Annotated in this window: 24 protein-coding genes, 1 tRNA gene and 1 riboswitch; of the genes, 14 read left to right on the top strand and 11 right to left on the bottom strand. The window is 71.5% G+C overall.

The genetic code is table 11. From position 1 onward, the window contains the following. Positions 1-5: 5 nt before the first annotated feature. From QSK18_RS31450 to QSK18_RS31405, 10 genes are all read left to right on the top strand, one after another. On the top strand, positions 6-896 hold the full coding sequence (locus QSK18_RS31450) for a transketolase (RefSeq protein WP_285626661.1): 891 nt from the start codon (positions 6-8) through the stop codon (positions 894-896). After that, positions 893-1,843 (top strand): transketolase family protein, encoded by a 951-nt coding sequence (locus QSK18_RS31445; RefSeq protein WP_285626658.1) that lies wholly within the window; start codon positions 893-895, stop codon positions 1,841-1,843. Before QSK18_RS31450 ends, QSK18_RS31445 begins: the two co-directional genes overlap by 4 nt. Then, positions 1,843-3,264: an FGGY family carbohydrate kinase gene (locus QSK18_RS31440; protein WP_285626655.1), complete on the top strand. Its 1,422-nt coding sequence runs from the start codon at positions 1,843-1,845 to the stop codon at positions 3,262-3,264. The genes QSK18_RS31445 and QSK18_RS31440 overlap by 1 nt, the downstream gene beginning before the upstream one ends. A gap of 4 nt (positions 3,265-3,268) precedes the next feature. Then, positions 3,269-4,258 (top strand): sugar phosphate isomerase/epimerase family protein, encoded by a 990-nt coding sequence (locus QSK18_RS31435; RefSeq protein ID WP_232809028.1) that lies wholly within the window; start codon positions 3,269-3,271, stop codon positions 4,256-4,258. A gap of 117 nt (positions 4,259-4,375) precedes the next feature. Further along, positions 4,376-5,083 carry a DUF3632 domain-containing protein gene (locus QSK18_RS31430; RefSeq protein ID WP_232809029.1) on the top strand — a complete coding sequence of 236 codons (708 nt, stop codon included), beginning with the start codon at positions 4,376-4,378 and terminating at the stop codon, positions 5,081-5,083. Positions 5,084-5,107: 24 nt separating this feature from the next. Next, entirely contained in the window at positions 5,108-5,641 is a 534-nt protein-coding gene (locus QSK18_RS31425) for a 2'-5' RNA ligase family protein (protein WP_285626650.1), read from the top strand. A gap of 54 nt (positions 5,642-5,695) precedes the next feature. Continuing rightward, complete coding sequence (locus QSK18_RS31420) at positions 5,696-6,487, top strand: zinc metalloprotease (protein ID WP_232809031.1); 792 nt, start codon at positions 5,696-5,698, stop codon at positions 6,485-6,487. 121 nt (positions 6,488-6,608) lie between these two features. Then, positions 6,609-7,079 (top strand): hypothetical protein, encoded by a 471-nt coding sequence (locus QSK18_RS31415; protein WP_285626646.1) that lies wholly within the window; start codon positions 6,609-6,611, stop codon positions 7,077-7,079. A gap of 68 nt (positions 7,080-7,147) precedes the next feature. Beyond that, entirely contained in the window at positions 7,148-9,223 is a 2,076-nt protein-coding gene (locus QSK18_RS31410; RefSeq protein ID WP_285626643.1) for a putative bifunctional diguanylate cyclase/phosphodiesterase, read from the top strand. Between the two features lie 28 nt (positions 9,224-9,251). Next, positions 9,252-9,761: a DUF1707 SHOCT-like domain-containing protein gene (locus tag QSK18_RS31405; RefSeq protein ID WP_285626640.1), complete on the top strand. Its 510-nt coding sequence runs from the start codon at positions 9,252-9,254 to the stop codon at positions 9,759-9,761. Here the strand turns inward: QSK18_RS31405 and QSK18_RS31400 are convergent. From QSK18_RS31400 to QSK18_RS31385, 4 genes are all read right to left on the bottom strand, one after another. After that, the gene (locus tag QSK18_RS31400) at positions 9,758-10,162 is read right to left on the bottom strand and encodes a MerR family transcriptional regulator (RefSeq protein WP_232809035.1); all 405 of its coding nucleotides are present in this window, start codon (positions 10,160-10,162) and stop codon (positions 9,758-9,760) included. The genes QSK18_RS31405 and QSK18_RS31400 overlap by 4 nt on opposite strands. Positions 10,163-10,464: 302 nt before the next feature. Further along, a complete protein-coding gene (locus QSK18_RS31395; protein WP_232809036.1) occupies positions 10,465-11,472 on the bottom strand; it encodes a CAP domain-containing protein in 1,008 nt (335 codons plus the stop codon). Positions 11,473-11,637: 165 nt separating this feature from the next. Further along, entirely contained in the window at positions 11,638-12,330 is a 693-nt protein-coding gene (locus QSK18_RS31390; RefSeq protein WP_285626630.1) for an enoyl-CoA hydratase-related protein, read from the bottom strand. 15 nt (positions 12,331-12,345) lie between these two features. Beyond that, the gene (locus tag QSK18_RS31385; RefSeq protein WP_285626627.1) at positions 12,346-13,182 is read right to left on the bottom strand and encodes a crotonase/enoyl-CoA hydratase family protein; all 837 of its coding nucleotides are present in this window, start codon (positions 13,180-13,182) and stop codon (positions 12,346-12,348) included. Positions 13,183-13,314: 132 nt separating this feature from the next. Here QSK18_RS31385 and QSK18_RS31380 point away from each other — a divergent pair, with 132 nt between their 5' ends. Continuing rightward, positions 13,315-14,367, top strand: coding sequence for a PHP domain-containing protein (locus tag QSK18_RS31380; protein WP_285626624.1), 1,053 nt, complete (start codon positions 13,315-13,317; stop codon positions 14,365-14,367). A 229-nt stretch (positions 14,368-14,596) separates the two neighbouring features. Here the strand turns inward: QSK18_RS31380 and QSK18_RS31375 are convergent, their stop codons facing one another. The 4 genes from QSK18_RS31375 to bcp form a co-directional block, all read right to left on the bottom strand. Beyond that, positions 14,597-15,937 carry a cytochrome P450 gene (locus QSK18_RS31375; protein ID WP_285626620.1) on the bottom strand — a complete coding sequence of 447 codons (1,341 nt, stop codon included), beginning with the start codon at positions 15,935-15,937 and terminating at the stop codon, positions 14,597-14,599. A gap of 68 nt (positions 15,938-16,005) precedes the next feature. Further along, a complete protein-coding gene (locus QSK18_RS31370) occupies positions 16,006-16,302 on the bottom strand; it encodes a GroES family chaperonin (RefSeq protein ID WP_269809639.1) in 297 nt (98 codons plus the stop codon). Positions 16,303-16,351: 49 nt separating this feature from the next. Further along, positions 16,352-16,663, bottom strand: a complete 312-nt coding sequence (locus QSK18_RS31365) for a DUF3618 domain-containing protein (RefSeq protein WP_232809042.1) — start codon at positions 16,661-16,663, stop codon at positions 16,352-16,354. Positions 16,664-16,718: 55 nt separating this feature from the next. Then, positions 16,719-17,183 carry a thioredoxin-dependent thiol peroxidase gene (gene bcp / locus QSK18_RS31360; protein WP_285626615.1) on the bottom strand — a complete coding sequence of 155 codons (465 nt, stop codon included), beginning with the start codon at positions 17,181-17,183 and terminating at the stop codon, positions 16,719-16,721. A 122-nt stretch (positions 17,184-17,305) separates the two neighbouring features. On the opposite strand from bcp, the gene QSK18_RS31355 reads away from it, so the two are divergent. The 3 genes from QSK18_RS31355 to QSK18_RS31345 all read left to right on the top strand — a co-directional run bounded on the left by QSK18_RS31355 (position 17,306) and on the right by QSK18_RS31345 (position 20,022). Continuing rightward, positions 17,306-17,387 (top strand) — tRNA-Leu (locus tag QSK18_RS31355). Positions 17,388-17,583: 196 nt separating this feature from the next. After that, positions 17,584-18,207 (top strand): DUF6308 family protein, encoded by a 624-nt coding sequence (locus QSK18_RS31350; RefSeq protein WP_285626612.1) that lies wholly within the window; start codon positions 17,584-17,586, stop codon positions 18,205-18,207. Between the two features lie 197 nt (positions 18,208-18,404). Beyond that, positions 18,405-18,518, top strand: a riboswitch (SAM riboswitch). Between the two features lie 34 nt (positions 18,519-18,552). Continuing rightward, the gene (locus QSK18_RS31345; protein ID WP_232809045.1) at positions 18,553-20,022 is read left to right on the top strand and encodes an aminotransferase class V-fold PLP-dependent enzyme; all 1,470 of its coding nucleotides are present in this window, start codon (positions 18,553-18,555) and stop codon (positions 20,020-20,022) included. 34 nt (positions 20,023-20,056) lie between these two features. Here QSK18_RS31345 and QSK18_RS31340 read toward each other — a convergent pair whose 3' ends face one another. The 3 genes from QSK18_RS31340 to QSK18_RS31330 all read right to left on the bottom strand — a co-directional run bounded on the left by QSK18_RS31340 (position 20,057) and on the right by QSK18_RS31330 (position 24,641). Next, a complete protein-coding gene (locus QSK18_RS31340; RefSeq protein WP_232809046.1) occupies positions 20,057-22,159 on the bottom strand; it encodes a putative bifunctional diguanylate cyclase/phosphodiesterase in 2,103 nt (700 codons plus the stop codon). Positions 22,160-22,437: 278 nt separating this feature from the next. Then, positions 22,438-23,976 carry a molybdopterin-dependent oxidoreductase gene (locus tag QSK18_RS31335; RefSeq protein WP_232809047.1) on the bottom strand — a complete coding sequence of 513 codons (1,539 nt, stop codon included), beginning with the start codon at positions 23,974-23,976 and terminating at the stop codon, positions 22,438-22,440. Next, entirely contained in the window at positions 23,973-24,641 is a 669-nt protein-coding gene (locus QSK18_RS31330) for a response regulator (RefSeq protein ID WP_232809048.1), read from the bottom strand. Before QSK18_RS31330 ends, QSK18_RS31335 begins: the two co-directional genes overlap by 4 nt. Between the last annotated feature and the right edge of the window lie 25 nt (positions 24,642-24,666).

Genomic DNA, 24,666 nt, shown 5'->3' with positions numbered 1-24,666 from the left:
CATCCATGCTGGTCGCCGACCCCATCGGTGCCGAGAACTGGCGCCGGTTCCGTGCGGAACTGGCCGAGGCCGACGACCCGGGCCGGGCCCACCTGCTGGCCGGCCAGGCCGCCCGCCTGCGGGCCACCGACATCCGTATGATCAACCGGGCCGGACTCGGGCACGTCGGCGGTGACCTGTCGGTGCTGGACATCCTGACCACCCTGGTGTTCGGCGTGCTACGGATCGACCCCGAGCAGCCTGGGCTGCCCGACCGGGACCGGCTGATCCTCAGCAAGGGCCACAGCGCCGGGGCGCTCTACGCCACGCTGGCCGCGGCCGGGTTCTTCGCCGAGGCCGAGCTGGAGAGCTTCGCCCAGCCGCGGTCGGCGCTGAACGGGCATCCGAACCGGACCAAAGTGCCTGGGGTGGAGACGAACACCGGGCCGCTGGGGCACGGTCTGCCGGTCGCGGTCGGGATGGCCGTGGCCGGCGTGCTGGCCGGGTCGGCGCGCCGGGTGTTCGTCGTGCTCGGCGACGGCGAACTGCAGGAGGGCAGCAACTGGGAGGCCGCGATGACCGCGGGGCACCGGAAGCTGGCCAACCTCACCGCCGTGGTCGACCGGAACGGTCTGCAGCAGGGGGCCCGCACCGAGGACACGGTCACGCTGGAACCGCTGGCCGACAAGTGGACGGCGTTCGGCTGGCGGGTGCTGGAGGTGGCGGGGCACGACCATCGGCAGCTGATGGACGCCTTCACCGTCCCCAGCGACGGGCGCCCGACCTGTGTGATAGCGAACACAGTGAAGGGCAAGGGTGTTTCGTTCATGGAGGACCGGGTGGAATGGCACCACAAGGTGCCCAGCGGTGAGCAGGTCGCCGTCGCGCTGCAGGAACTGGAGGGAACCCCGGCATGAGCGCCGTAGTCGAGACCCCGCAGACGCACGACTGCCGGGTGGCTTTCGCCGAGGAGCTGATCGCGCTCGCCGAGCAGGACCCCCGGATCGTGGCGGTCTGCAACGACTCGGTGGGCTCGAGCAACCTGACCGCCTTCCGGGAGCGCTTCCCGGAACGGCTGATCAACGTGGGGATCGCCGAGCAGGACATGGTCGGGGTGGGGGCCGGGCTGGCGCTGAGCGGCTACGTGCCGTTCGTCTGCGCGGCGGCACCGTTCCTGACCGGCCGGGCCCTGGAGCAGATCAAGGCCGACGTGGCCTACAGCCAGGCGCCGGTGGTGCTGTGCGGGATGAGCCCGGGCCTGGCCTACGGCGAGCTCGGCCCCACGCATCACTCGATCGAGGACCTGGCCTGGCTGCGGGCGGTGGCGGGGCTCGGCATCGTGGTTCCGGCCGACCCGGCCCAGACCCGGGAGGCGGTGCGCTGGGCGGCTTCTGCGGCCGTTCCGGTGTTCCTGCGGATCGGGCGGTTCAAGGTTCCGGCGGTCACCCCGCCCGGCCAGAGCTTCCAGTTCGGGGTGGCCCAGGAACTACGGGACGGAGACGCGGTGACGCTCGTGGCCACCGGCTCGATGGTTTCCCGGGCGCTGCAGGCGGCGGAGATCCTGGCCGGGGAGGGCATCGGGGCCCGGGTGGTGAACATGGCCACGATCGCCCCTCTCGACGAGGAGGCCGTGCGGCGGGCGGTTCAGCAGACGCGTGGCATCGTCACGGTCGAAGAGGCGACGATCACCGGCGGACTGGGAGCGGCGGTCGGCGAGATCAACCTGCGGCAGCCGCGTCCGGTGCCGATGCGGATGCTGGGTTCGCCCCGCGAGTTCGCCCCCACCGGTGACACCGCCTTCCTGCTGGAGCATTTCGGCCTGACCGCGGAGGGCATCGCTGCCGCGGGGCGTGAGCTGGCCTGATGTCCACCGGCTACGTCCTGGCCATCGACCAGGGCACCAGCGCCACCAAGGGCGTGCTGCTCGACGGGACCGGGCGGATCGTGCGCGCCGCCTCGGCCCCGGTCCCGATCTCCTACCCACAGCCCGGCTGGGTGGAGCAACGCGCCGAGGACGTGCTGGAAAGTGTCGCTGTCGCTGCGGCTTCAGTGCTTGAAGACGTCGGTGCCGGCGAAGTCTCGGCCGTCGGGTTGAGCACGCAGCGGGAATCGGCACTGCTCTGGGACCTCTCGACCGGCAAACCGGTGGACGCCCTCCTCGGCTGGCAGGACCAGCGCGCCGGTTCGGTCTGTGGTCACCTTCAGGACCGGCGCGAACGCGTACGGCAGATCACCGGGCTGCCGCTGGACCCGATGTTCAGCGCGGCCAAGCTGAGCTGGCTGCTGGACCGGCACGATCCGGACCGGTCGTCGGCCCGGGCCGGGCGGCTGGCGGTGGGCACCGTCGACTCGTGGCTGCTGTGGTCACTCACCGGGCAGCACCGGATCGAGGCCGGGAACGCCTCGCGCACGCAGCTTCTCGACCTGAGAACGGGCAGCTGGAGCCCGGAGCTGCTGGAGATCTTCAACATTCCGGAAGCGGTTCTGCCCGAGATCATCCCGTCCGAGGGTGAGCTGGGCCGGATCACCGGCGGGCCGATGGGCGGGCTGAACCTGCGCGCCGTGCTGGGCGACTCGCACGCTGCCCTGTATGCTCACGGAAACGTAGGCACCGCGGCCAAAGTCACCTACGGCACCGGCTCCTCGGTGATGCAGCCGGCCACCGATCCTGAAGGTGACGACCGACCGACTGTCTGCCGCACACTGGCCTGGGCGGACCCACGTCCACAAGTGGCTCTGGAAGGCAACATCCGCTCCAGCGGATCCACCCTGACCTGGCTCGCCGAACTGTTCGGGACCACTCCCGAGAACCTTTCCCGGCTGGCCGGTGAGTCGAGCAGCGACGGCGTGCACATCGTCCCTGCTTTCGGGGGTCTGGCCGCCCCCTGGTGGGACGAGAACGCCCAGGGCCTGCTCAGCGGGGTGACCCTGGGCACCCGGCTCCCCCAGCTCGCCCGGGCCGCCGTGGAGTCGATCGCCCTGCAGGTGGACGCGGTGGTGCGGGCGATGGGCGGGGCCGGCTCGATCCTGGCCGACGGCGGCGCCACCAGCAGCGACGTGCTCATGCAGTTGCAGGCCGACGTCAGCGGTGTGCCGGTGCGGCGGGCCCGGGAGCGCGACCTCTCTGCCATCGGGGCCGGCCTCCTGGCCGCCCGCTCCGCCTGGGGTGTCCTGCACCCCTTGTCGTACGACGATTTCCACCCGGCCGGGTCGAGTGCCGACCTACGGGCCGCCTGGCTGGGTGCCGTCCGCAGATCCCGACTCGCCCGACTCGATGGAGAGTGACACCTTGACCGCATACCCCCGCTTCGGCGCCGGACTCTGGCACTTCGCCTCCTACCTCGACCGCTACGCGGTGGACGGTTACGGCCCGGCCCGCACCACGCTGGAGGCGATCGAGCTGGCCGGTTCGGTCGGCGAACTGTCGGTGGTCGACCTGAACTACCCCTTCACCCCCGGGGTGACCCTGTCGGAGGTGAAGGACGCGCTCAAGGCGGCCGACCTCACCGCGATCGGCATCACCCCGGAGATCTACCTGCGCAAGCACTCTCGCGGTGCCTTCACCAACCCCGACCCGGCCGTGCGGGCCTCCGCGCTCGACCTGATGCACGAGGCCGCCGGGGTGGTGCGCGAACTCGGGGCCGACTACGTGAAGATCTGGCCCGGCCAGGACGGCTGGGACTACCCGTTCCAGGTGAACCACAAGCAGCTGTGGGCCCTGGCCGTCGACGGCATGCGCGAGCTGGCCGGCGCCCACCCGGACCTGAGGTTCGCGATCGAGTACAAGCCGCGCGAGCCCCGGGTGAAGATGACCTGGGACTCGGCCGCCCGGACCCTGCTCGGGATCGAGCAGATCGGCCTCGACAACGTCGGTGTGCTGCTCGATTTCGGTCACTCGCTGTACGGCGGGGAGTCGCCCGCCGACGCCGCCCAGCTGATCATCGACCACGGCCGGCTGTACGGCATGGACGTCAACGACAACCTCCGGGGCTGGGACGACGACCTGGTGGTGGGCTCGGTGCACCTGATCGAGATCCTGGAGTTCTTCCACGTGCTGCGGCAGAACAACTGGGACGGGGTCTGGCAGCTCGACCAGTTCCCGTTCCGGGAGGACCCGGTGGACGCGGTGAAGACCTCGCTGCGCACCCTGAAGGCCCTGCACCGGGCGCTGGACCGGCTCGACGTGCCGGCCCTGCTCGAGGCTCAGGACCGCCAGGACGCGATGGCCTCGCAACGCATCGTGCAGGATGCGTTGCTCTCCGTCGGTACTGGCGACTGAGCAGTTCAGGGGTGCCCGGGTGGCCTCGGTAACGCTTCGGTTTCACTGTGCGATTACCGAGGCCTGAAGGGGTCTTAGGTACGGAAAGAGGCTCCTGGGGCTGCGATGATCTGGGCGATGAGTACCGTCCAGCCGCCCCTGACCGGGTACTACCGCGCCCTGCTGCGGTCGTACCTGACGACGGCGACCCCCGACCTGGCCGGCACGGTGCACGCCTTCGCCACGCCGGTGGAGAAGGCCGCCGACCCGCAGGAGCGGCTGTGGACGGCCTGGGGCGAGGTGATCCGCCAGGCCAGTGTGCGTGCCCCGGAGGAGCACACCCGCCTGGTCGAGCTGGTGGTGGCGCTGCGCGACCGCGGGTTCAAGCCGAACGCGAGCAACCCGCACATCATCTGGGGCCAGGTGCTGTGGACCGGGCTGCCGATGCTCAACGCCCAGATGCGCGAGGCCTGGAACTGGGCCGCGCCGCCGCAGACCTCGGACTACACCTGGCGCAACGTGAACGGCTTCGCCGCCCGGCTGACCGTGGCCGGGGTGGACTTCTCGCTGCTGGGGCTGTGGACGATCCGCTCCAGCCTGGAGGAGAAGACCCAGGTGACGGCCACCGAACTGATGGCCGCGGCCGAGTGGTTCCGCTACCTGACCCGGTCGCTGGTGCAGTGGTCGGAGGCCGACCGGCAGTTCGACGGCCCGGACGACCCGGCCTCACGCCCGGGCCGGCTGCTGCTGGAGCAGGGGTTCGCCCAGTCCGGCTTCAGCGCCCGCCGGCTGGCCTACTGGCAGCACCGCATCCAGCAGGGCTCGAGCCAGCAAAAGGCCGTCTGAGCACTGGTAGCGGATAATCGGCGCATGCCCTCGCAAGAGCAGTCCGCGCTGATCGTGCCCATCCCCGAGACCGAACCGGTGGTCGGGCCGCTGCGCGCCGAGCTCGACCGCAGCGCCGTCAAGGGCGTCCCGGCCCACGTGACCGTGCTCTACCCGTTCCTGCCGCCGGTGTCCCTGACCGAAGACGTGCGCTCCACCCTGCGCGACCTGTTCGCCACCCAGGCCCCCTTCGCGGTCGACTTCACCGAGGTGCGCTGGTTCGGCAACGCCGTGGCCTGGCTGGCCCCCGAGCCGAACATGGCCTTCCGGCAGCTCACCACCACCGTGTGGAACAGCTTCCCGGACACCCCGCCCTACGCCGGTGAGCACGACGGCGACCACCCGCACCTGACGCTGGGGCAGGACCACCCGGTGGAGGTGCTGCAGCGCGCCGCCGACGAGGTGAGCGAGCGCCTGCCGATCCCGGCCGCGGTCGGCGCGGTGCACCTGGTGGCCGGCTCGGACGAGCCGGGCTCGTGGCGCACGCTCGAGGTGTTCACCCTGGGCAACCAGGACTGAGCCGTCCGGGCGGTGCTCGTTGAGTAACCGGCCGGGGGACACGATGAAGCAGTCGTGGACCACTCACGCGATCAGCGGGACCGGGGGCGAGGGGGCCCGGTCGCGAAGTTCGTGCTGGCTCTGACGCTGCTCTCCCTCGTCGTCGCCGCGCCGATGCTGGCCTGGAACCTGCCGGGGCAGAAGAAGACCGCGCTCGGGATCAACTACACGTTGCGCAGCGCCGAGCTGGCCAGCGGCAAGAGCACCACCGCACGCTGGAACCCGTGTCAGACCGCGATCACCTGGCAGGCGAACCTCAGCGGCTGGCCGGCCGCCAAGCGGGCGGCCATGCTCAAGCAGATCCAGACCGGGGTGGCCAAGGTGTCGCAGGTGACCGGGATGAAGTACCGGTACGCGGGGAACACCACGTTCACCCCGCGGCAGGAGAACCTGGTCTCGGCACCGGCCGACATCGTCGTGGCGGTGATCAACCCCAAGACGACGAACTTCTCGTTCAGCGAGAACTCGCTGGGCTACGGCGGGGTGCTGTGGGCCACCTGGTACGGCGGGGACGGTGAGGGGGCGGCCGTGGTGCGGGGTTACGCGGTGCTCATCCCGGCCGGGATGAACAAGCTCAAGGCCGGGTTCGGCAAGGGCAACACCCAGGGCAACGTGATCCTGCACGAACTGGCGCACGCGGCCGGGCTGGACCACGTGCGCAGCAACAAGCAGCAGATGTTCCCCGACCTGACCGCCAAGTCGCCCAACGGGCTGGCCTCGGGCGACGTGCAGGGCCTGACCAAGGTGGGCAAGAAGGCCGGCTGCATCACCGTGCCGGAGCGGGTGAACATCCCCGACTACAGCTGACGGCCGGATGAGAGCCCTTTCATGGAGTTCTCCTGGAAGCCTCACGCGCGCTCGGAAAAGTACTCGTCATCGGCACCGAGGAAGTGCCGGACGATCCGAGAACGACGGAGGCACGGAGATCATGAAGGTTCGCAAGAGCTGGGTCGTGGTGGGTACGGCTGCGGTGCTGGGCGTCGGTGCGGTCACCGCGGGCGGTGCGCTGGCCGACGGGGTGGACCTGAACGACCGGGCTTCGGTGAGCTCGACAGTGACGCCGGGCACCGGCTCCGGTGAGTCGGTGCAGAACAGCTCGGACGCCGCTCAGGGCGAAGGCAACGCGGTGAACACCGCCAACACCTCGAACACGGCCGACACGCCGAACGACACCGACAACACGCCGAACACGCCGAACGACACGCCGAACGACACGGACGACGACTCCGACGGCAACGACACGGCCAACACCTCGAACACGGCCGACACCCCGAACGACACCGACAACACCCCGAACACCCCGAACGACACCGACACCGCCGACGACGTGAACACCGCCGACGACTCGGACACGGCCAACGACTCGGACACGGCCGACGACCGTGACGAGGACGAGTAGGCCGACCGGCCGCGCAGAAGATCTTCGCCAGGGGTTCAGTCGGATGGCTGAATGCCGATGTCCAGGCCATGGGGGCGAAGTGGCTACGGCTACGGCAGTGGTGGGGATTGCACGCGGGGGCCCGGTTCTTCGTCGGGCTCGCCGTGATCAGCCTGGTCCCGGTACTCGCGCTGGGCACGGTGATGGCCACGCAGTACCGGACCGAGCTGCGCGACCGCGGCGTGGCCCAGGGCCGGCTGCAGGCCGCGCTGATCTCCCGCCTGATCACCGACACCCAGCTCGAGCAGGTCACCCTCAAGAACGGGGTGAGCGTGGTGGAGCGGGCCCGGCTGGACCGGCTGGCCGACACCCAGGTGGACAGCGGGATCATCACCCGGTTCCGGCTGCGCGGGCCCGACCTGCGCATCGTCTACAGCTCCGACGGCTCCGGCCTGCGCTACGGGCCCGCCGTCGGTGACAGCACCGAGCTGACCGGCCAGTCGGCCGCCGACGTGCTGACCGCGCTGCGCGGTGACCCGACCGCGCTGATCATGAAGGTCGCCCAGGGGGACGAGCAGGTCGAGGTCATCGAGGCGTTCGCCCCGATGTACAACGTGCGCACCAACGAGCTGATCGGGGTGCTCCAGGCCGAGCTGCCCTACGGGCCGATCGCCGAGCAGATGAACGCCGGCCTGAACCGGCTCTACGCCGCCCTGGGCACCGGCCTGCTCATCCTGTACCTGGTGCTGGCCTCGCTGGTCTGGTGGTTCACCCGCGAACTGGCCCGCACCGCGGCCCGGTTCGAGCACCAGGCCCTGCACGACGCCCTCACCGACCTGCCCAACAAGGCCCTGTTCGCCGACCGGATCTCGCAGACCGCCACGCTGGTCGAGCGCGGCGGCGGGATCCACCTGGGCCCGGGCCGGCGCGGCGGCGGCGCGGCCGTGGTGCTGCTCGACCTCGACGGCTTCCGCGACATCAACGAGGCGATCGGCCCGGTCAACGGCGACATCGTGCTGACCACCGTGGCCGAGCGGCTGCGGACCACGGTGCGGGCCGTGGACACGGTGGCCGGCCTGGGCGGCGACACCTACGGCCTGATCCTGGCCGGGGTCGAGAAGCAGGACCAGATCGAGGCCGCCGCCGAGCGGATCAACCGCTCGATCGAGGAGGACATCCTGCTCGACGACTTCGACGTGCCGGTGCGGGTCTCCGGGCGGATGGGCGTGGTGTTCATGCCCAGGAACGGCACCAACGCCGAGGTCCTGCTGAACCGCGCGGACGTGGCCCTGAACGTGGCCAAGACCTCGCACAGCAAGCTGGTCTGCTACGACGACGAGCAGAACAACTACAGCCCGGACCGGCTGGCGATGATCGGCCAGCTGCGGGCGGCGATCGACAACAGCGAGCTGCGACTGCACTACCAGCCCAAGGTGGGCCGGCCCGACGGTCACGTGACCTGCGTGGAGGCGCTGGTGCGCTGGCAGCATCCGGACCGGGGACTGCTCTCGCCGGACCAGTTCGTGCCGCTGGCCGAGCAGACCGGGCTGATCGACGACCTGACCCGCTGGGTGCTGACCACCGCGCTGCGCCAGCTCACCGTCTGGCGCCGGGTGCGGCCGGACCTGTGCGTCGCGATCAACATCTCCGAGCGCAGCCTGAACCACCTCGACCTGCCGCAGATGGTGTTCGACGCGCTGAGCGAGACCGGCGCTGCGGCCTCCGCCCTGGTCCTCGAGATCACCGAGGCCGCGCTGGTCTCCGACCAGGAACGGGCCGGGCTGGTGCTGCAGCACCTGTCCGGGGCCGGGGTGCAGCTCAGCCTGGACGACTTCGGCGAGGGGTACACCAGCCTGAGCCAGCTCTCCGGGCTGCCGCTGAACGAGCTGAAGATCGACCGGATCTTCGTCAAGGACGTGCTGAACGGCCCGAACGACGCGGCCATCGTGCGCTCGGTGGTGGAGCTCGGGCACAACCTCAACCTGCAGGTGGTGGCCGAGGGCGTGGAGAACACCGAGGTCCTGGCCGTGCTCGACGAGATGGGCGTCGACGGGGCGCAGGGGTACCTGTTCAGCCCGCCGCTGCCGGCCACCGAGATCATGGACTGGATCGCGGCCAACACACCGGCGAACGATCGCGCGGAACCTCCGGGCGAGCCCCTGTAACAGCCCTGACGGTGCCAAGATGTGACGTATGAGCGACGGCGTCCCCGCAGAACCCATCCGGATCGGTCACGGCGAGCGTCAGGCCGCGGTGGAGGCGCTGAGGCACCACCACGAGGCCGGGCGGATCGACTCGCAGGAGTACGAGGAGCGCTCGGTCCGGGCCGAGGGCGCCCGGTCCCAGGGCGACCTGGACGCGCTGTTCACCGACCTGCCGCAGCCGCACGCGGGGCGGCCCACCCCCACCGCTGTGGTGGGCGAGACGCACAGCACGCTCACCCCCGGCGCACCGGCACCCGAGGCGGTGGCCAAGTCGCAGACGCCCGGGCGGGGAGTGCTCAACATCGGAGAGCCGTGGGGCACGACGATCGTGTCGGTCGCGCCCATCCTGGCCGTGGTGCTGTTCTTCGTTACCGACTCGTGGCTGTGGTTCCTGGCCATCCCGGTGGTGGCGGTGCTGGTCTACGGGCCCGACGGCCGTTACGGCGTGGGCCCGGACTCCCTCAAGGACAAGGACAAGAAGGACAAGAAGAAGGGTTAGCTGCTGCGTTCGCGGTGCGAGGTGAGCCGGTTGCGCAGCGTGCCCGCGAACGACTCGGCGATGCGCAGCTGACCGCGCAGGGCGTCGCACCGGGCGTCGGCGGCCACCCGGTACATGGCCAGGCGCTCCAGGATCTGCTCGTGCCCCTCGGCCGAGGTCTCGTCGTCCAGCTTGTCGAGCACGCCGAGCAGGTCGCGCATCTCGTCGAGGCTGAAGCCGAGCGGCTTCATGTCCTTGACCAGCTGCAACCGGGCCACGTCGGCCTCCAGGTACAGCCGGAAACCACCCTGGCTGCGGGCCGAGGGGGCGATCAGGCCGATCTCCTCGTAGTACCGGATGGTGCGCAGAGACAGTCCGACCCGCTCGGCCACCTCGCCGATGTGCATCGTGGGCTCGGACATCTCTCCCCTTCGCACCGGTCCGCCAGTTGAGTCCAGGCCGAACGGCGCTGGTGCGCGGCCGGTGCACCGGCCGCGACGGGTCAGTTTACGCAGGACGGCCCGGCTCCTGCCGGGCGTATGGCAGAAATGCCCTGAGACGCCGCTGAGAGACACTCACGCGGCGCAACTTCCCCAACGGTCTCACCCCGGAGCTGACCGGGATGGCACCTCACCCACCGGCCCCGGGACGAACGGCAAGGGGCCGGGACCGACCCGTCCAGGTCGATCCCGGCCCCACGTGCGGGCACTGCTGCTCAGGTGGTTCAGGCGGGCTTGCCGAACACCTGCGTCCAGTAGTTGCCGTTGCTGGCGTAGCCCAGGCCCATCTCGGTGTAGGTGCAGTTGAGGATGTTGGCCTTGTGACCGGAGGAGTTCATCCAGCCCTCGACCACCGCGGAGGCCGAACCGTAGCCCTGCGCGATGTTCTCGGCGGCGGCCCCGAACTTGTAGCCGGCGTCGGACATCCGGTCGAACGGGCTGCGGCCGTCCTTGCCGGTGTGGTCGAAGTACTTCTGGGTGGCCATGTCGTCGCTGTGGCCCTGGGCCGCGGCGTTCAGCTTGGAGTTCAGCTTGAGCATGGTGTTGCAGCCTGCGCTCTTGCGCTCCTCGTTGGTGAGCTTCAGCACCTGCTCGGCCTGCGAGCCCCCGCCGGAACCGCCCCCGCTGCTGGGCGGCGTGGTGGTGCTCGGCTTGTCGGCCGGGGTGGTCGGCTTCGGCTTGTCCGGCTTGGGCGAGGCGGTGCCGGTGGGCTTGGCGGTCGGCTGCTTCTTCGGGTTGCTCACCGTCATCGTGTAGGTGGACACGGCGGCCGACTTACCGGCCTTGGAGGTGAGCACGTTGACCGTGTACTTGCCGTTCGGCAGCTTCTTGGTCTTCAGCGAGAGCGCGTAGGGCGCCTTCTCGTCCTTGACCACCTGGCGCTTCTTACCGTCGACGACGAACACCACCAGGCTGCCGGCCTTGACCTTCTTGGGGCCCTTGATGGTGACGGTGCCCTTGACCGTGCCCAGGTCCTTCGGCGCCTTGGCGACGGCCGAGGGGGTGGGCGCGGCGGTGGGGGTGACCTCGGCCGGCGGCGCGGTGGTGGCCGAGGTGGGCGGCGTGGTCTTCGAGGAGTTGAAGTTGGCCGAGGCCAGCTTCGTCTCGTCGGTGGAGGGTGAGGAGGACCCGAACAGCGACGGCCCGACGAAGACGGCCAGGAGCGCGATCAGGGTCAGCGGAGCCAGGACGAGGATGGCGTTCCGTGTCCAGTTCGTTGACTGACTGGGCATGAGGACAAGACTCCCGAAAGTGCTCGCAGTGGCCGATTCCGATATGGACGCTAGCACCGCCCCGAGTGCGGCGAGAATGCCGAAAAGTGCCTCTGACCTCGTCACCTGCACTGTTCCGGCGAGGCTTAACACTGACTTGCCGGTGCCTTGTGACCGGCAGGCGGCTCAGAGCTTCGGGAGGATCACCAGGTCGGGCGACTCGGTGTCGTGCAGGGCGGCCAGGGTGGGGGCCCACAGCCGCTGTTTGATCACCGCCAGCGTGGGCCCGGCCTTGGGCGCCAGCTCGGCTGCGTATTTCACTGCGGTGGGCAGCACCTCGGTCTCGGCCACGGCCAGGTCGACGATGCCCGCCGCCTGCGCGTCGGTACCGCCGTAGCGCCGGCCGGTGACCATCGCCTCGTGCGCCGCGCGGGGGGTGAGCCGGCTCTGGATCAGCGAGGACATCGCCACCGTGAAGGGGATGCCGATCTCGACCTCGGGCAGGCAGAAATACCCACGGTCGGCCCGCATCACCCGGAAGTCGTGGGCCAGGGCGAAGATCCCGCCGGCGGCGAAGGCGTGGCCCTGCAGGGCGGCCACCGTGGGCACCGGCAGCTCCAGCAGCTTGGCGAAGAGCTGGTGCACGGCGATCACGTAGTCGGTGAAGCGCTGGTCGTCCTGCTCCCGCAACCACTGCAGGTCCAGACCGTTGGACCAGATCTTGCCGGTGGCGGTGGTGACCAGGGCCCGGGGACCCTCGGTGTGGGTGACGTCCTCGAGCAACCCGCTCACCGACGTCATCCATTCCGGACTGAACACGTTCTCGCCGTCTCCCAGGTCGAGCAGGAAGACGTCCTCGGTCCGGGTCAGGCTGGGCATGCTGGCGGATCCTCCTCAACGGCCGGTGAACTCGGGACGGCGGCGCTCGGTGAACGCGGTGACCGCCTCGATCAGGTCTTCCGAGGACATGAACGCCGCGTTCCAGGCCGCCACGTACTTGAGCCCGATTTGCACCTTACTCGCCCGCTCCGCGTCCAGGACCCGCTTCACCCCCTGAACCGTCAGCGGCGGGTTGGCGGCCACCTCACCGGCGAACCGGCGGGCCGCCTCCAGGGCCTCGTCCGGCCCGGGCAGCACCTCGTTCACCAGACCGATCCGCTCGGCCCGGGCGGCGTCCACGTCCTTGCCGGTGAGGGCCAGCTCGCGAAGGTGGCCCTCACCGATGATGGCGGGCAGCCGGTGCAGGCTGCCCAGGTCGGCCACGATCGCCATCCGCACCTCCCGCACGCTGAACCGGGCCTCGGCACTGGCGTAACGCACGTCGCAGGCGGCGATCACGTCCACCCCGCCCCCGATGCACCAGCCACTCACCGCGGCCGCCACCGGTTTACGGCACTCCGCGACCGCGGTGACCGCGTCCTGCATGGCGCGGATCTCGTCGTGCAGCTCGGTGCGCGGCCCGGCCATCCCCGGGCGGCCGCTGAACATGTCCCTCCAGCGCTCGGCGAAGGCGCCGAGGTCGAGGCCGTAGGAGAAGGTGCCGCCGGCTCCGGTCAGCACCACCGCACGCACCGACTCGTCCTGGTCCAGGGCCGCGAACACCCGGGGCAGCTCGGCCCAGAAGTCCGGCCCCAGCAGGTTGCCCTTGCCCGGGCCGACCAGCGTCACCTCGGCCACCGGCCCGTCCTGCCGGACCCTCAGCGACACCAGTTCCTCGGTTGCCTCGGTCATCGCCACACCTGCTCCCCGTCGTCGGAAAACCTGTGGCCACTGTAGGTCGCGACCACCTGCCCCGGCGCCGGTGGTGCGGCAGGATGAGGCCCGCAGAAGCCCGATCTTCACCGAAGTGGCCGGGAGGCACCGATGGCAGGCAGTGGCAGCGCACCGGACCGGGACCCGGTCACCGACCTGCGCCGGATCGCCTTCCTGCTGGAGCGCTCGCTGGCCTCCTCCTACCGGGTCAAGGCGTTCCGCGGGGCCGCCTCGGCCCTGCTGCCGCTGGAGCCCGGCGAGATCCGGCAGGCCGCCGCCGACGGCAAGCTCACCGCGCTCAAGGGGGTGGGCGAGAAGTCGGCCGCGGTGATCGGGCAGTCGGTGGCCGGGCAGGTCCCGGACTACCTGGCCGACCTGGAGCAGCAGGCGCAGGAACCGCTGGCCACCGGCGGCGAGAAGCTGCGGGCGGCGCTGCGTGGCGACTGCCACAGCCATTCGGACTGGTCCGACGGCGGCTCGCCCCCGGCCGAGATGGCCTGGACGGCCAAGGAACTCGGCCACGAGTACCTGGTGCTCACCGACCACTCCCCCCGGCTGAAAGTGGCCAACGGGCTGAGTGCCGAGCGGTTGCGGCGTCAGCTCGACGTGATCGAGGTGATCAACCAGCAGCTGGCCCCGTTCCGGGTGCTCACCGGGATCGAGGTGGACATCCTCGACGACGGCAGCCTCGACCAGGACCCGGAACTGCTGGCCCGGCTCGATCTGGTGGTCGCCAGCGTGCACTCGAAGCTGGCGATGCCGGGCAAGGCGATGACCCGGCGGATGCTGGCCGCGATCGAGAACCCGCACACCGACGTCCTCGGGCACTGCACCGGCCGGATGGTGCGCCCCCGCGAGGGCCGCAACCCCAAGGGCCGCGCCGAGTCGGAGTTCGACGCGGCCGCGGTGTTCGCCGCCTGCCAGGAGCACTCCACGGCGGTCGAGATCAACAGCCGGCCCGAACGACTCGACCCGCCGCGCCGGTTGCTGCGTCAGGCGGTGGAGGCCGGCTGCATGTTCTCGATCGACACCGACGCGCACGCCCCGGGGCAGCTCGACTGGCAGATCATCGGCACCTCACGGGCCGAGGAGTGCGGGGTGACGGCCGACCGCGTGATCAACACGCTCGGGGCCGAGGAACTGCTGGAGTGGACCCGCTCGTGAGGCGCATAAAAAAGACCCCGCCGGGAGTGACCCGCGCTGCGTCCCTGACACGCAGCCCGCATCCGCTCCCGGCGAGGCATGAGAAGCCTCTCCCATGAGCGCCTCACTCGGCAACGCACTGGGCACTAAAGCAGCAAATGTTGTGAGTCCGTGACGTTGATCCACTCGGGAACCGAGGGAAACAGTCGATCTGAGGCCGACATTCCACGGATTCCGCAGATCGGGCGATTCAGCTGCTGCGCGGGACCAGGGACATCGGCAGACCGTTCTTCGGCCGCAGCGTGACCAGAGCCTCGACCTTCGGCGACCGCACCCCGGCGGGGCGGCGCACGGCCCGGTCGCGCAGCAGCCCGGCCAGCAGGAGCACCGACTCCAGCAGGGCGAAGTCACGGCCGATACACAGCCGGGGCCCGGCTCCGAAGGGCAGGTAGGCCGGGTTGCGGTCGCCCTCCCCCGGGCCCGCCCCGAGGAAGCGTTCCGGATCGAAACGCTCCGGATCGGGCCAGCTGTCGGCCCTCCGGTGCAGCAACCAGGGGCTCACGATCACCAGCGTCCCCTCGGGCACCTCGACGCCGTCGATGGTGTCGGGCCCGCTGGAACGCCGGGTGATGACCCAGGCCGGCGGGTAGAGCCGGAGCGCCTCGTCGATGACCGCGCGGGTGTAGCTGAGCTGGGGTATGTCCTTCCAGCCGGGTGGCCGGCCGCCGAGCACCTCGTCGAGCTCGGCGTACAGCCGCTGCTGCACCGCCGGCGCATCGGCGAGCAGGTGCAGGGTCCAGACCAGGCTGGAGGCGACGGTCTCGTGCCCGGCGATCACCAGGGTGACCAGCTCGTCACGCACCTCCTGGTCGGTCATCCACGGCTCGGCCGCCTCGTCGCCGTGCCCGGCGGCCCGCAGCAGAACGCTCAAAAGGTCTGTGTCGGAGGACGTTATCGGCCGGGTCAGGCGACGACCGACGATCTCGGTGGTGGTCCGGTCGAGAGTCGCCACGGCAGAACGCATCCGGCGGGCCGAGAGCGTGGGCAGCCGGCCCAGGGGCCCGGCCGCCAGGGGCGAGGTGGCCCGGGCGATCACCTGCCGCAGTGCCCGGTCGACGGCGTGGACCAGCGGCTCGCCGGCATCGGCCAGGTCGTCGGCGAACAGCGTGCGGCCGACCACGGTGACCATCGCCCGCATGATCGCGGCCTCGGCGTCGATCGGGACGTAGGGCGCGGCCTGGTCCCAGGCCGCCCGCAGGTCCTCGGCCGCCCCGGCGGTGGCCGCCGCGACCTGCTCGAGACCGCCGTGGTGGAAGGCCGGCTGCATGGTGCGGCGGTGCCGGCGCCAGACCTCGCCGTCGGAGGTGAGCAGACCCGAGCCGGTGACCAGCGACAGGGCGCCGTACTGGATCGTGGCCTTGGTGTAGTTGCGGTGGTTGCGCTGCAGCACGTGCCGCGCCCCGGCGGGGGTGTTGACCAGCAGCACCGGCGTGGTCGGCATCGGGAACGCGACCAGGTCGCCGTGCCGGGCCACCGCCTGTTCCAGCCATCCCGGCGGGTTGCGCATGATCCCCGGGATGCCGGTGATCATGTCCAGCGGCAGTGGCCCGTCCGCGTCCAGCGGCGTGTAACGGGCGTTGCGGCGGGCCGTTGCGGAGCTCAGAGGTACAACCCCGTACGGTCGTCCTCGACCCGCGGGGCGGCCACCGCGTGGATGTCGCGCTCGCGCAGCAGGATGTACTGCTCGCCGTGCAGCTCCACCTCGGAGAGGTCCTCGGGGTCGTAGAGCACCCGGTCGCCGACCTGCACCTGACGCACGTGCTGACCGATCGCCACCACCTCGGACCAGGCCAGGCGCTTGCCCATCGAGGCGGTGGCCGGGATCACGATGCCGGCTCCGGAGCGGCGCTCGCCCGCGTCCTTGTCGACCGAGACCAGCAGACGGTCGTGCAGCATCCGGATCGGGAGCTTGCCGGAGTCCGGCCCGGAGGGGAAGGAACCCACCTCAGCCACGGCCCCGCACGAGGATCAGGACGCCCGCGATCACCACGAACGCCCCGGCCACGGCGGCCAGCCGCTCGGTGCGCAGTTCGCCCTCGGGGGTGTGGGTGACCGCCTGCAGCCGGGCCGAGACCAGCGCGGCGCCCTGCTGGGCGATCGCCTTCGGCTGGGCGCGGCTGCTCAGCTCGTCAATGGTGGCGGCCAGCCGCTCGCGCCGCTGCTGGATCTGCTGCTCCAGCTCCGAGGGCGTGCCGCCCGGGGCCTCGCCCGCACCGGCCGGGCCGGGGGGCCGGTTGTTGCTCGTGTTCTCGCTCACTGCAGCCTCTTTCGCCTTCTGACCGATGTCGGTGTCGCCGGGGGCGGGCGACGTCTCAGACCTGCAGCGCCTTGCGCAGCGCGGCGACGTGCCCGGTCGCCTTCACGTTGTACCGGGCCAGCTCGACCTTGCCGTCGGCGCCGACCACCACGGTGGAGCGGATGACCCCGACCACCGTCTTGCCGTACAGCTTCTTCTCGCCCCAGGCGCCGTAGGACTCAAGCACCTCGTGGGCCGGATCGGACAGCAGGGGGAAGGTGATCGCGTCGCGCTCGACGAACTGGGCCAGTTTGGCCGGCTTGTCCGGCGAGACGCCGACCACCGCGAAGCCCTCGGCCTGCAGCGCGTCCAGGCTGTCGCGGAAGTCGCAGGCCTGCTTGGTGCACCCCGGCGTCATGGCCGCCGGGTAGAAGTAGACGATGACCCGCCGGCCGGCGAAGTCCGACAGGGAGACCTCCGACTCGTCGGCGGCGGTCAGGGTGAAGGGCGGGGCGGTCTCGCCGACCTCGAGCTTGGTCACTTTTACTCCTCTGCGCAGATCGCCCAACCCTACCGGCAGGCCGGTCGCGGGCAGCATGACGTCGCCCGGTGCGCAACGGGCGTTCCGCACCACCCCCGGCACCCCCTAGGCTGGGCACCGTCGCGCGAGTGGTGTAACTGGCAGCCACGCAGGATTTAGGTTCCTGTGCCTTCGGGCGTGGGGGTTCGAATCCCCCCTCGCGCACTCTCCCCTTCTCGATCTGCCCCTTTGCGCGGAATCGGCAAATTCTTCGCCGGAAGTGACAACCAGATCGCCCGGCCCGGCGTCCTATAGGTGGCCACGGGTCCTGCCGACTCGTTCGCCACGGGCACTTCCGTTCGAGAGACAAAGGGCTGGCGGTTTGACGACGCTACGGGTGGGGCGCCTCAGCGTGTCCCGGATGCAGGCCGAGAACTGGCTGCTCGACCACACCGCGGGCGGCCGGACGGCCCTGGGCTACCCGGCCTACGACGAGTACCGGGCCGACGTCCGGAGCGCGCCGCTCGACGAGGCCGACCTGCTCGCCCCGGCCCTGCTGGCCGCCCCGCCCGCACCGAGCGACTACTACTGGCTGCGGCAGCGTCTGCCGGTGCTCAACCAGGCCCTGGAGTCGATCGCCCCGAACGCCCGGATCGCCGACGGCTCCACCCCCGCAGGCCTGATCGAACCGCTCTTCGCCGTGCTCGACGAGGCCGGCGGGGCCGAGGTCGGCCCAGCCACCCTGAGCCGGATCCTGCACCGTAAGCGCCCCTGGTTCATCCCTTTGTGGGACCGGCAGATCGGCTCCTGCTACCTCGCCGACGACGCGCCCACCACCGGCCCGGCCGGCGGTTCGGCCGTACGCCTGGCCGTCGCCGTGCAGCAGGATCTGGCCGCCGCCCCGGAGGTCTGGGCCGGGTTGGCCGGCATCGCCGACCGGCCACCGATCAGCCCGCTGCGAGCGCTGGCCGTGGTGGTGGCGCACCTGGGCGGAGCCGCCGGCGGCGTGCCGGAACCGCGCGACCGCAGCGGCGCCCAGGTCTGACATCCCCCTCGCGCACCGTCGCGCCTCGTCTGCTCTGCGTGACTTGCACCACAGAACCGATTGCGGACGTCGGTAGGCCTGTGTGGACGTCGGCCCACCACAGCGGGTTTCGGGGTCCGCTCGAACGATGTCTCGCAGGGCGAGACCCCAGCGATCACCTCTTGAGCGTTTCCGGGACGTGACTTAACGTGGACGCAGGTCATGAGCGCCAGCGACAAGCCCCGGCTCGCTGGCCGGCAACCCTCCTCCGCGGTGGGGTGCTCCGGGTGAAGACCTGGCGGCGGCCAAACGGTCCGCCGCAAGCGCGGACCCGTGCATTCGGGTCCCTGAACCAAGGAGCCCGGCATGTCCGCATCCTTCCGTAACACCCGCTACCGCCAGGCCCACCAGGGTGTCGCCACCCCGGCCGGCGGTATCGCCACCTTCTCCTCGCCCGAGGTCGCCCGACCCGGCGCCCCGACGGCAACGTTGACACCGGCCCGTCTGCCGATCGGCCCGCTGCTGCCGGTGGTCGGCGGCAACCTGGCCGCCCCGCTGGCCGGGGGCCGCACCGCCCGCGCGGTCAACCTCGACTACGCGGCGAGCGCCCCGGCGCTGCAGGCGGTGGCCGACCATGTGGCCGAGGTCCTGCCCTACTACGCCAGCGTGCACCGCGGGGCCGGCTACGCCTCCCAGGTCAGCACTGCGCTGTACGAGAGCGCCCGGCAGACCGTGGGTGCGTTCGTCGGCGCCCGCCCCGGCGACCTGACGATCTTCACCCGCAACACCACCGACGCCCTGAACCTGCTGGCCCACGCGGTCCCGGCCGACGGCGAGGTGATCGTGCTGGACGCCGAGCACCACGCCAACCTGCTGCCCTGGACCAGCCGCCCGCATCGGCTGATCCCGACCGCCGGCACGATCGCCGACACGGTCGCCGCGCTGGAGGCCGCCCTCGCCGAGCGCCCGGCCGCGCTGGTCACGGTGACCGGCTGTAGCAACGTCACCGGTGAGATCCTGCCGATCGCCGAGATCGCCCGGATCGCCCACGCCCACGGCGCCCGGATCGCCGTCGACGGCGCCCAGCTGGTGCCGCACCGCAAGGTCGACATCGCCGCGCTCGACGTGGACTACCTGGCCTTCTCCGGCCACAAGATCTACGCGCCGTTCGGCTCGGGCGTGCTGATCGGGCGCTCCGACTGGCTCGACGCGGCGCCGCCGCACCAGGCCGGCGGCGGGGCCGTGCGCTCGGTGAACGCCGAGGGCCAGGCCGACTGGACCACCGGCGTGGCCCGGCACGAGGGCGGCACCCCGAACGTGGTCGGCGCCGCGGCCCTGGCCGCCGCCTGCCGGGCGATCGCCGAACTGCCGGAGGACGCGATCGAGGAGCACGAGGCCGCGCTGTCGGCCCGGCTGCTCGAGGGCCTGACCCAGATCCCCGGTGTGCGGGTGCTGCGGGCCTGGTCCGACAGCACCGACCGGGTCGGCGTGGTCGGCTTCACGATCGAGGGCCACGAGGCCGCCCGGGTCGCGGTGTACCTGTCCGCCGAGCACGGGGTGGGGGTGCGCGACGGCAAGTTCTGCGCTCACCCGCTGCTCAACCGGCTCGGGGTCACCGGCGGCGCGCTGCGGGCCAGCCTGGGCCTGGGCTCGCGCAGCGAGGACGTGGAGCGCCTGGTGCACGCCGTGCGCACGCTGGTCACCGACGGCGAGAAGCTGGACTACGAGCTGATCGACGGCGCCTGGGCCCCGGTGAACGACGACCGCCCGGCCCCGAGCTGGTCCACCTGGGGTGCCACCAACCCGGTGGACAAGGGCTCGGAGTGCGGTTTCTGAGTCAGCGGCGGCGGCACCTCGTGAGCGGGAACGCTCACGGGGTGCGCAGCCCGGGCTCCGAGGTCTGAGCCACCACCTCGGCGACCTGAGGCCAGGACATCGGCCGCCCGTACAGCCAGCCCTGCCCCCGGTCGGCGGCCACCGCCCGGCAGCGCTCGGCCTCGGCCTCGTTCTCGATGCCCTCCATCACCACCCGGATCCCGAGCCGGTGCGACATCCGGATCACCCCGTCGACGATCGCCACCGTCTTGGCCTCCGACAGCAGGCTCTGGGTCAGCGTCTTGTCGAACTTCAGCACCTGCACCGGCAGCCGGCGCAGGTAGCCCAGGGCCGAGTAGCCGGTGCCGAAGTCGTCGATCGCCAGTTCCACCCCCAGCCCGCGCAGCTCGGCCAGCACCCCGATCGCCGGGTCGCCCTCGTCGACCAGGATCGCCTCGGTGATCTCGACGACCACCAGCCGGGCGGGGATGCCGAGGTGGCCCAGCTGCGAGCGGATCAGGTCGACGAAGCCGGGGGCGCGCAGCTGGATCGGTGAGGCGTTGACCGAGAGGCTGAGCCCGGCCCGGAACACCCCGGCCCGGGCGGCCGCGGCCAGGGTCTCGCCGATTAGGTGCTCGCCGAGCGCCACCACCATCCCGGTCTGCTCGGCCACCGCGATGAACTCGTCCGGCGGGATCGGGCCGAGCTCCTCGTCCTTCCAGCGGGCCAGCGACTCGAAGCCGCTGAGCCGGCCGTCGGTCAGGTCGACGATGGGCTGGCCGACGGTGTGCACCGAGCCGGCCGCGATGGCCAGGCGCAGCCGGTGCTCCAGCCGCAGCCGGCGTTCGCGCTGGGCGGCCACCGGGCCGGTGTAGACCTCGACCGAGGCGCGCCCCGAAGCCTTGGCCGCGACCAGGGCGGCGGTCGACTCGGCCAGCCCCTCGATCCGATTCCCGTCGCCGTGGGCCCGCACCCCGGAGTCGGGTTCCGGCAGCAGGCGCCCCACTCCCACACTCGCCGACAGGCCCGCCCCGGGAGCCTCACCTTCCAGCGCCGTCCCCACCGCCGTCCTCAATCTCTCACCCAGCACCGCACCCGCGGCGAGGTCGCCGGGGGCGAGCACGACGAACTCGTCGGCACCGGTACGCGCCACCATCACCTCGGCCGGGCCGAACTCCCGCAGCGCCCGGGCGGCGGCGACCAGCAGCCGGTCTCCCCCGCCCTGCCCGAGCCGGTCGTTGATCTCCTTGAAGCCGTCCAGGTCGAGGGTGAGCACCGCCCACGGCCGGTGCCCGAGGTGCAGCTCGCCGATCCGTTCCATCAGCGCCCGCCGGTTCGGCAGGCCGGTCAGCGCGTCCCGGAAGGCCTGGCTGCGCAGCCGCTGGGTGAGCCGCAGACGCAGGTAGGCGCTGATCAGCTCGCGGGCCAAGAGCAGCAGGCCGAGCACCCCGCCCAGCGCCAGGCTGCCGCGGGCCAGGGCGTCCTGGCCGTCCGAGCGCGCCAGCAGCATCGCGGCGGCCACGGCCAGGAAGGTGAGCACCACCGTGACCTGGGCGGCGACGACCTCCTGGCGGTCGCGGGTGCCGTCCGAGTCGGCGGTGGGGTTGGAGCGGCGGTAGCGCACCAGGGCCACGGCCATCAGCGGCCAGGCCAGCGACCACAGGGCCATCGCCTGCCAGGGCACCGGCCGGGCCACCTCCCCCGCGGCGAGCAGCATGACGCTGAGGTCGGCCAACCCGTGGAAGATCACGCCGGGCACGGCCGGCCACAGCCGGCAGCCGGTGTCGCGCAGGCAGACCATCAGGACGATGCCCAGGATCGAGCAGTCGGTGAAGACGATGACCCCGTTGATCACCGCGTCGCCGGTGAGCTCCTGACCCGCCCCGACCAGTCCGGTGCGCCAGCACAGCAGGGTGATGCCGCAGGCCAGCAGCAGGGCGTCGAGGCCGAGCCGGACGCCCGGCCAGTCGGCGCGGGAGCTGCGCGGGGCCCGGATCAGCGCGTACACCCCGAACGGGGCGGCCAGTGCGGAGATCGCGTCGCCCGGGGCCGGGTAGCCCATCACGTCGTCCAGATGGTCCACGGCGAGCACCACCTCGCCCGCACCCCAGATCATCATCGCCGTGCCCAGCAACAGCCGGAACGCTTCGTAGGGCATCCCGCGGACACGCCCGCTGCCGGCCACGGCCACCACGGCCCCGGACGCCAGCGCGCTGAGGCCCGATGCCCAGAGGCCGAAGCCTTCGGTGAGCCGGCCGGAGACGGTGAGGCCGAGGACGGCCGACCCGAGCGCGGCGATCAGGCCGAGGGCCAGCAGAACGCCGAGGGCGGTCGTCAGGACCGGCGGCTCGTCGGCGCTCCGGTGCGGGCGAGGCGAATTCTCGATGTCCGAACTCTAGCCAATTTTGGCCACTCTGCGTGCCCGTTCGATTGCTTTCAGGTAACCGTCACCAAGATCCAGTGCCAGCCGGTGGCTCCGTCCGGAGCAGGCGGAGCGGTCTCGCCGACCTGGACCGCCCCGTCACGGTCGGTAGCCCGCACGTCGATCCGGTGGGAGCCCGGGGTGGCGTCCCAGGCCAGGTACCACTGCCGCCAGGTGTCCACACTCGCCTCCGCGGCCAGGGTGGCCGGCTGCCACTCGCCCTCGTCGATCCGGACCTCGACCGCGTCGATCCCCCGGTGCTCGGCCCAGGCGATCCCGGCCACCATCACCTTCCCGGCCGGGATCTCGTCGCCGGTGGCGGGCACGTCGATCCGCGACGACGTCTTCACCGGCCCGAGCGCCGACCAGCCCCGCGGGGTCCAGTAGCCCTCGGCCCGGTCGAAGCGGGTGACCTCCAGGTCGACCACCCACTTGGTGGCCGAGACGTAGCCGTACAGGCCGGGGACCACCATCCGGACCGGGAAGCCGTGCTCCAGCGGGAGCGGCTCACCGTTCATCCCGATCGCCAAGAGCGAGTCCCGGCCGTCGGTCAGGGCCTGGATCGGGGTACCGGCCGTCCAGCCGTCCGAGCTCTTCGACAGCACCATGTCGGCCTGCCCGTCGACCCCGGCCCGTTCCAGCAGCGGCTCGATCGGCAGCCCGAGCCAGCGCGCGGTGCTGGTCAGGTCGCCGCCGACCTCGTTGGACACGCACATCAGGGTGAGATCGCGCTCGACGAGGTCCGAGCCGATCAGCTCGTCCCAGGTCAGGGTGACCTCCTGCTCGACCATCCCGTGGATGCGCAGCGACCAGTCCTCGGCCCGCAGCAGCGGCACGCTGAGCGCGGTGTCGATCCGGTAGAAGTCGTCGTTCGCGGTGATGAACGGCTCGACCCCCTTCACCCCGACCTCCACCCCCGAGGGCAGCGCCGGGGCCGGATCGGCGGCGGTCGGCAACCGGACCGCCTCGCGCGAGGTCTCGGCCCCCCGCAGCCGCGCCCCCAGCCAGTTGCCGATGCCCCCGGTGGCCACCCCCACTGCGAACACGGCGCCCAGACCGAGCGCGGCCCGACGGCCGGTGAGCTCCCGGGAGGCCGTGGCCGGCGGGGCGGCCTGATGCTCGCGGACCAGACGGGCCAGCGTCTTGAGCACGAACATGCCCGCGGCGGCCCCGGCCAGGCTGGGCAGGGCGGCGAAGGCGGTGGACTCGGGCCGGGTGGCGGCGGCGAACGCGGCCAGCGCACCGAGGCCGAGCACCAGCCAGGTACCGGCCACCCCGGTGCGGCTGCGCACCGACAGCACCCCGGCCAGGGCCGACAGCAACGCGGCGACCAGGTAGGCCACGCCCAGCAGGACCTGCTTGTCGTGGCTGCCGAAGGTGCTGATCGCGAAGTCCTTCAGCCCGGCCGGCACGTTGTCCACCACCACGTCGCCGAGCGCGATGATCGGCGCCGCGGGCGGTGCGACCAGACCGGCGATCACCTCGGCCAGACCCAGCGCGAACACCCCGGCGGCCAGGCCGGCCGCGGCCCCGAGACCCAGAAGCCTGTTCACCGGTCCTCCCCGGCCCGGACCAGCCCGCTCTCGTAGGCCAGCACCACCGCCTGGGCCCGGTCGCGCAGGTCCATCTTGCTCAGGATCCGGCCCACGTGGGTCTTCACCGTCTGCTCGCCCAGCACCAGGTGGGCGGCGATCTCGGCGTTCGACAGGCCGCCGGCGATCAGGGCCAGCACCTCGGTCTCGCGCGGGGTGAGCGCCCGCAGCTTCTCGGCCGGGCGGCCGTCGGCGGCCGGGCGCCGGGCGAACTCGGCGATCAGCCGCCGGGTCACGGTCGGCGCCAGCAGTCCCTCCCCCGAGGCCACCACCCGCACCGCCTGCACCAGTTCGTCGGCCCGGGCGTCCTTCAGCAGGAATCCGCTGGCCCCGGCCCGGAGCGCCTCGAACACGTAGTCGTCCAGGTCGAAGGTGGTCAGGATGAGCACCTTCGGGTGCCGGCCGCCGGGCAGCGCCATGATCTGCCGGGTGGCCTCGATCCCGTTCAGGTTCGGCATCCGCACGTCCATCAGCACCACGTCGGGCAGCATCGTGCGGGTGACGTGCACGGCCTCCACCCCGTCGGCAGCCGCCCCGACGATCTCCAGATCGGGCTGGGCCCCCAGCAGGGCGGAGAATCCCTCCCGCACCATTGCCTGGTCGTCGACCACCACGATCCGCGTCATCCCGGTCCTCTGCACGCCTCAGTAC

The organism is Kineosporia sp. NBRC 101677, from assembly GCF_030269265.1.
GTDB lineage: Bacteria > Actinomycetota > Actinomycetes > Actinomycetales > Kineosporiaceae > Kineosporia > Kineosporia rhizophila.
This window is presented reverse-complemented; position numbering and strand designations above follow the sequence as displayed.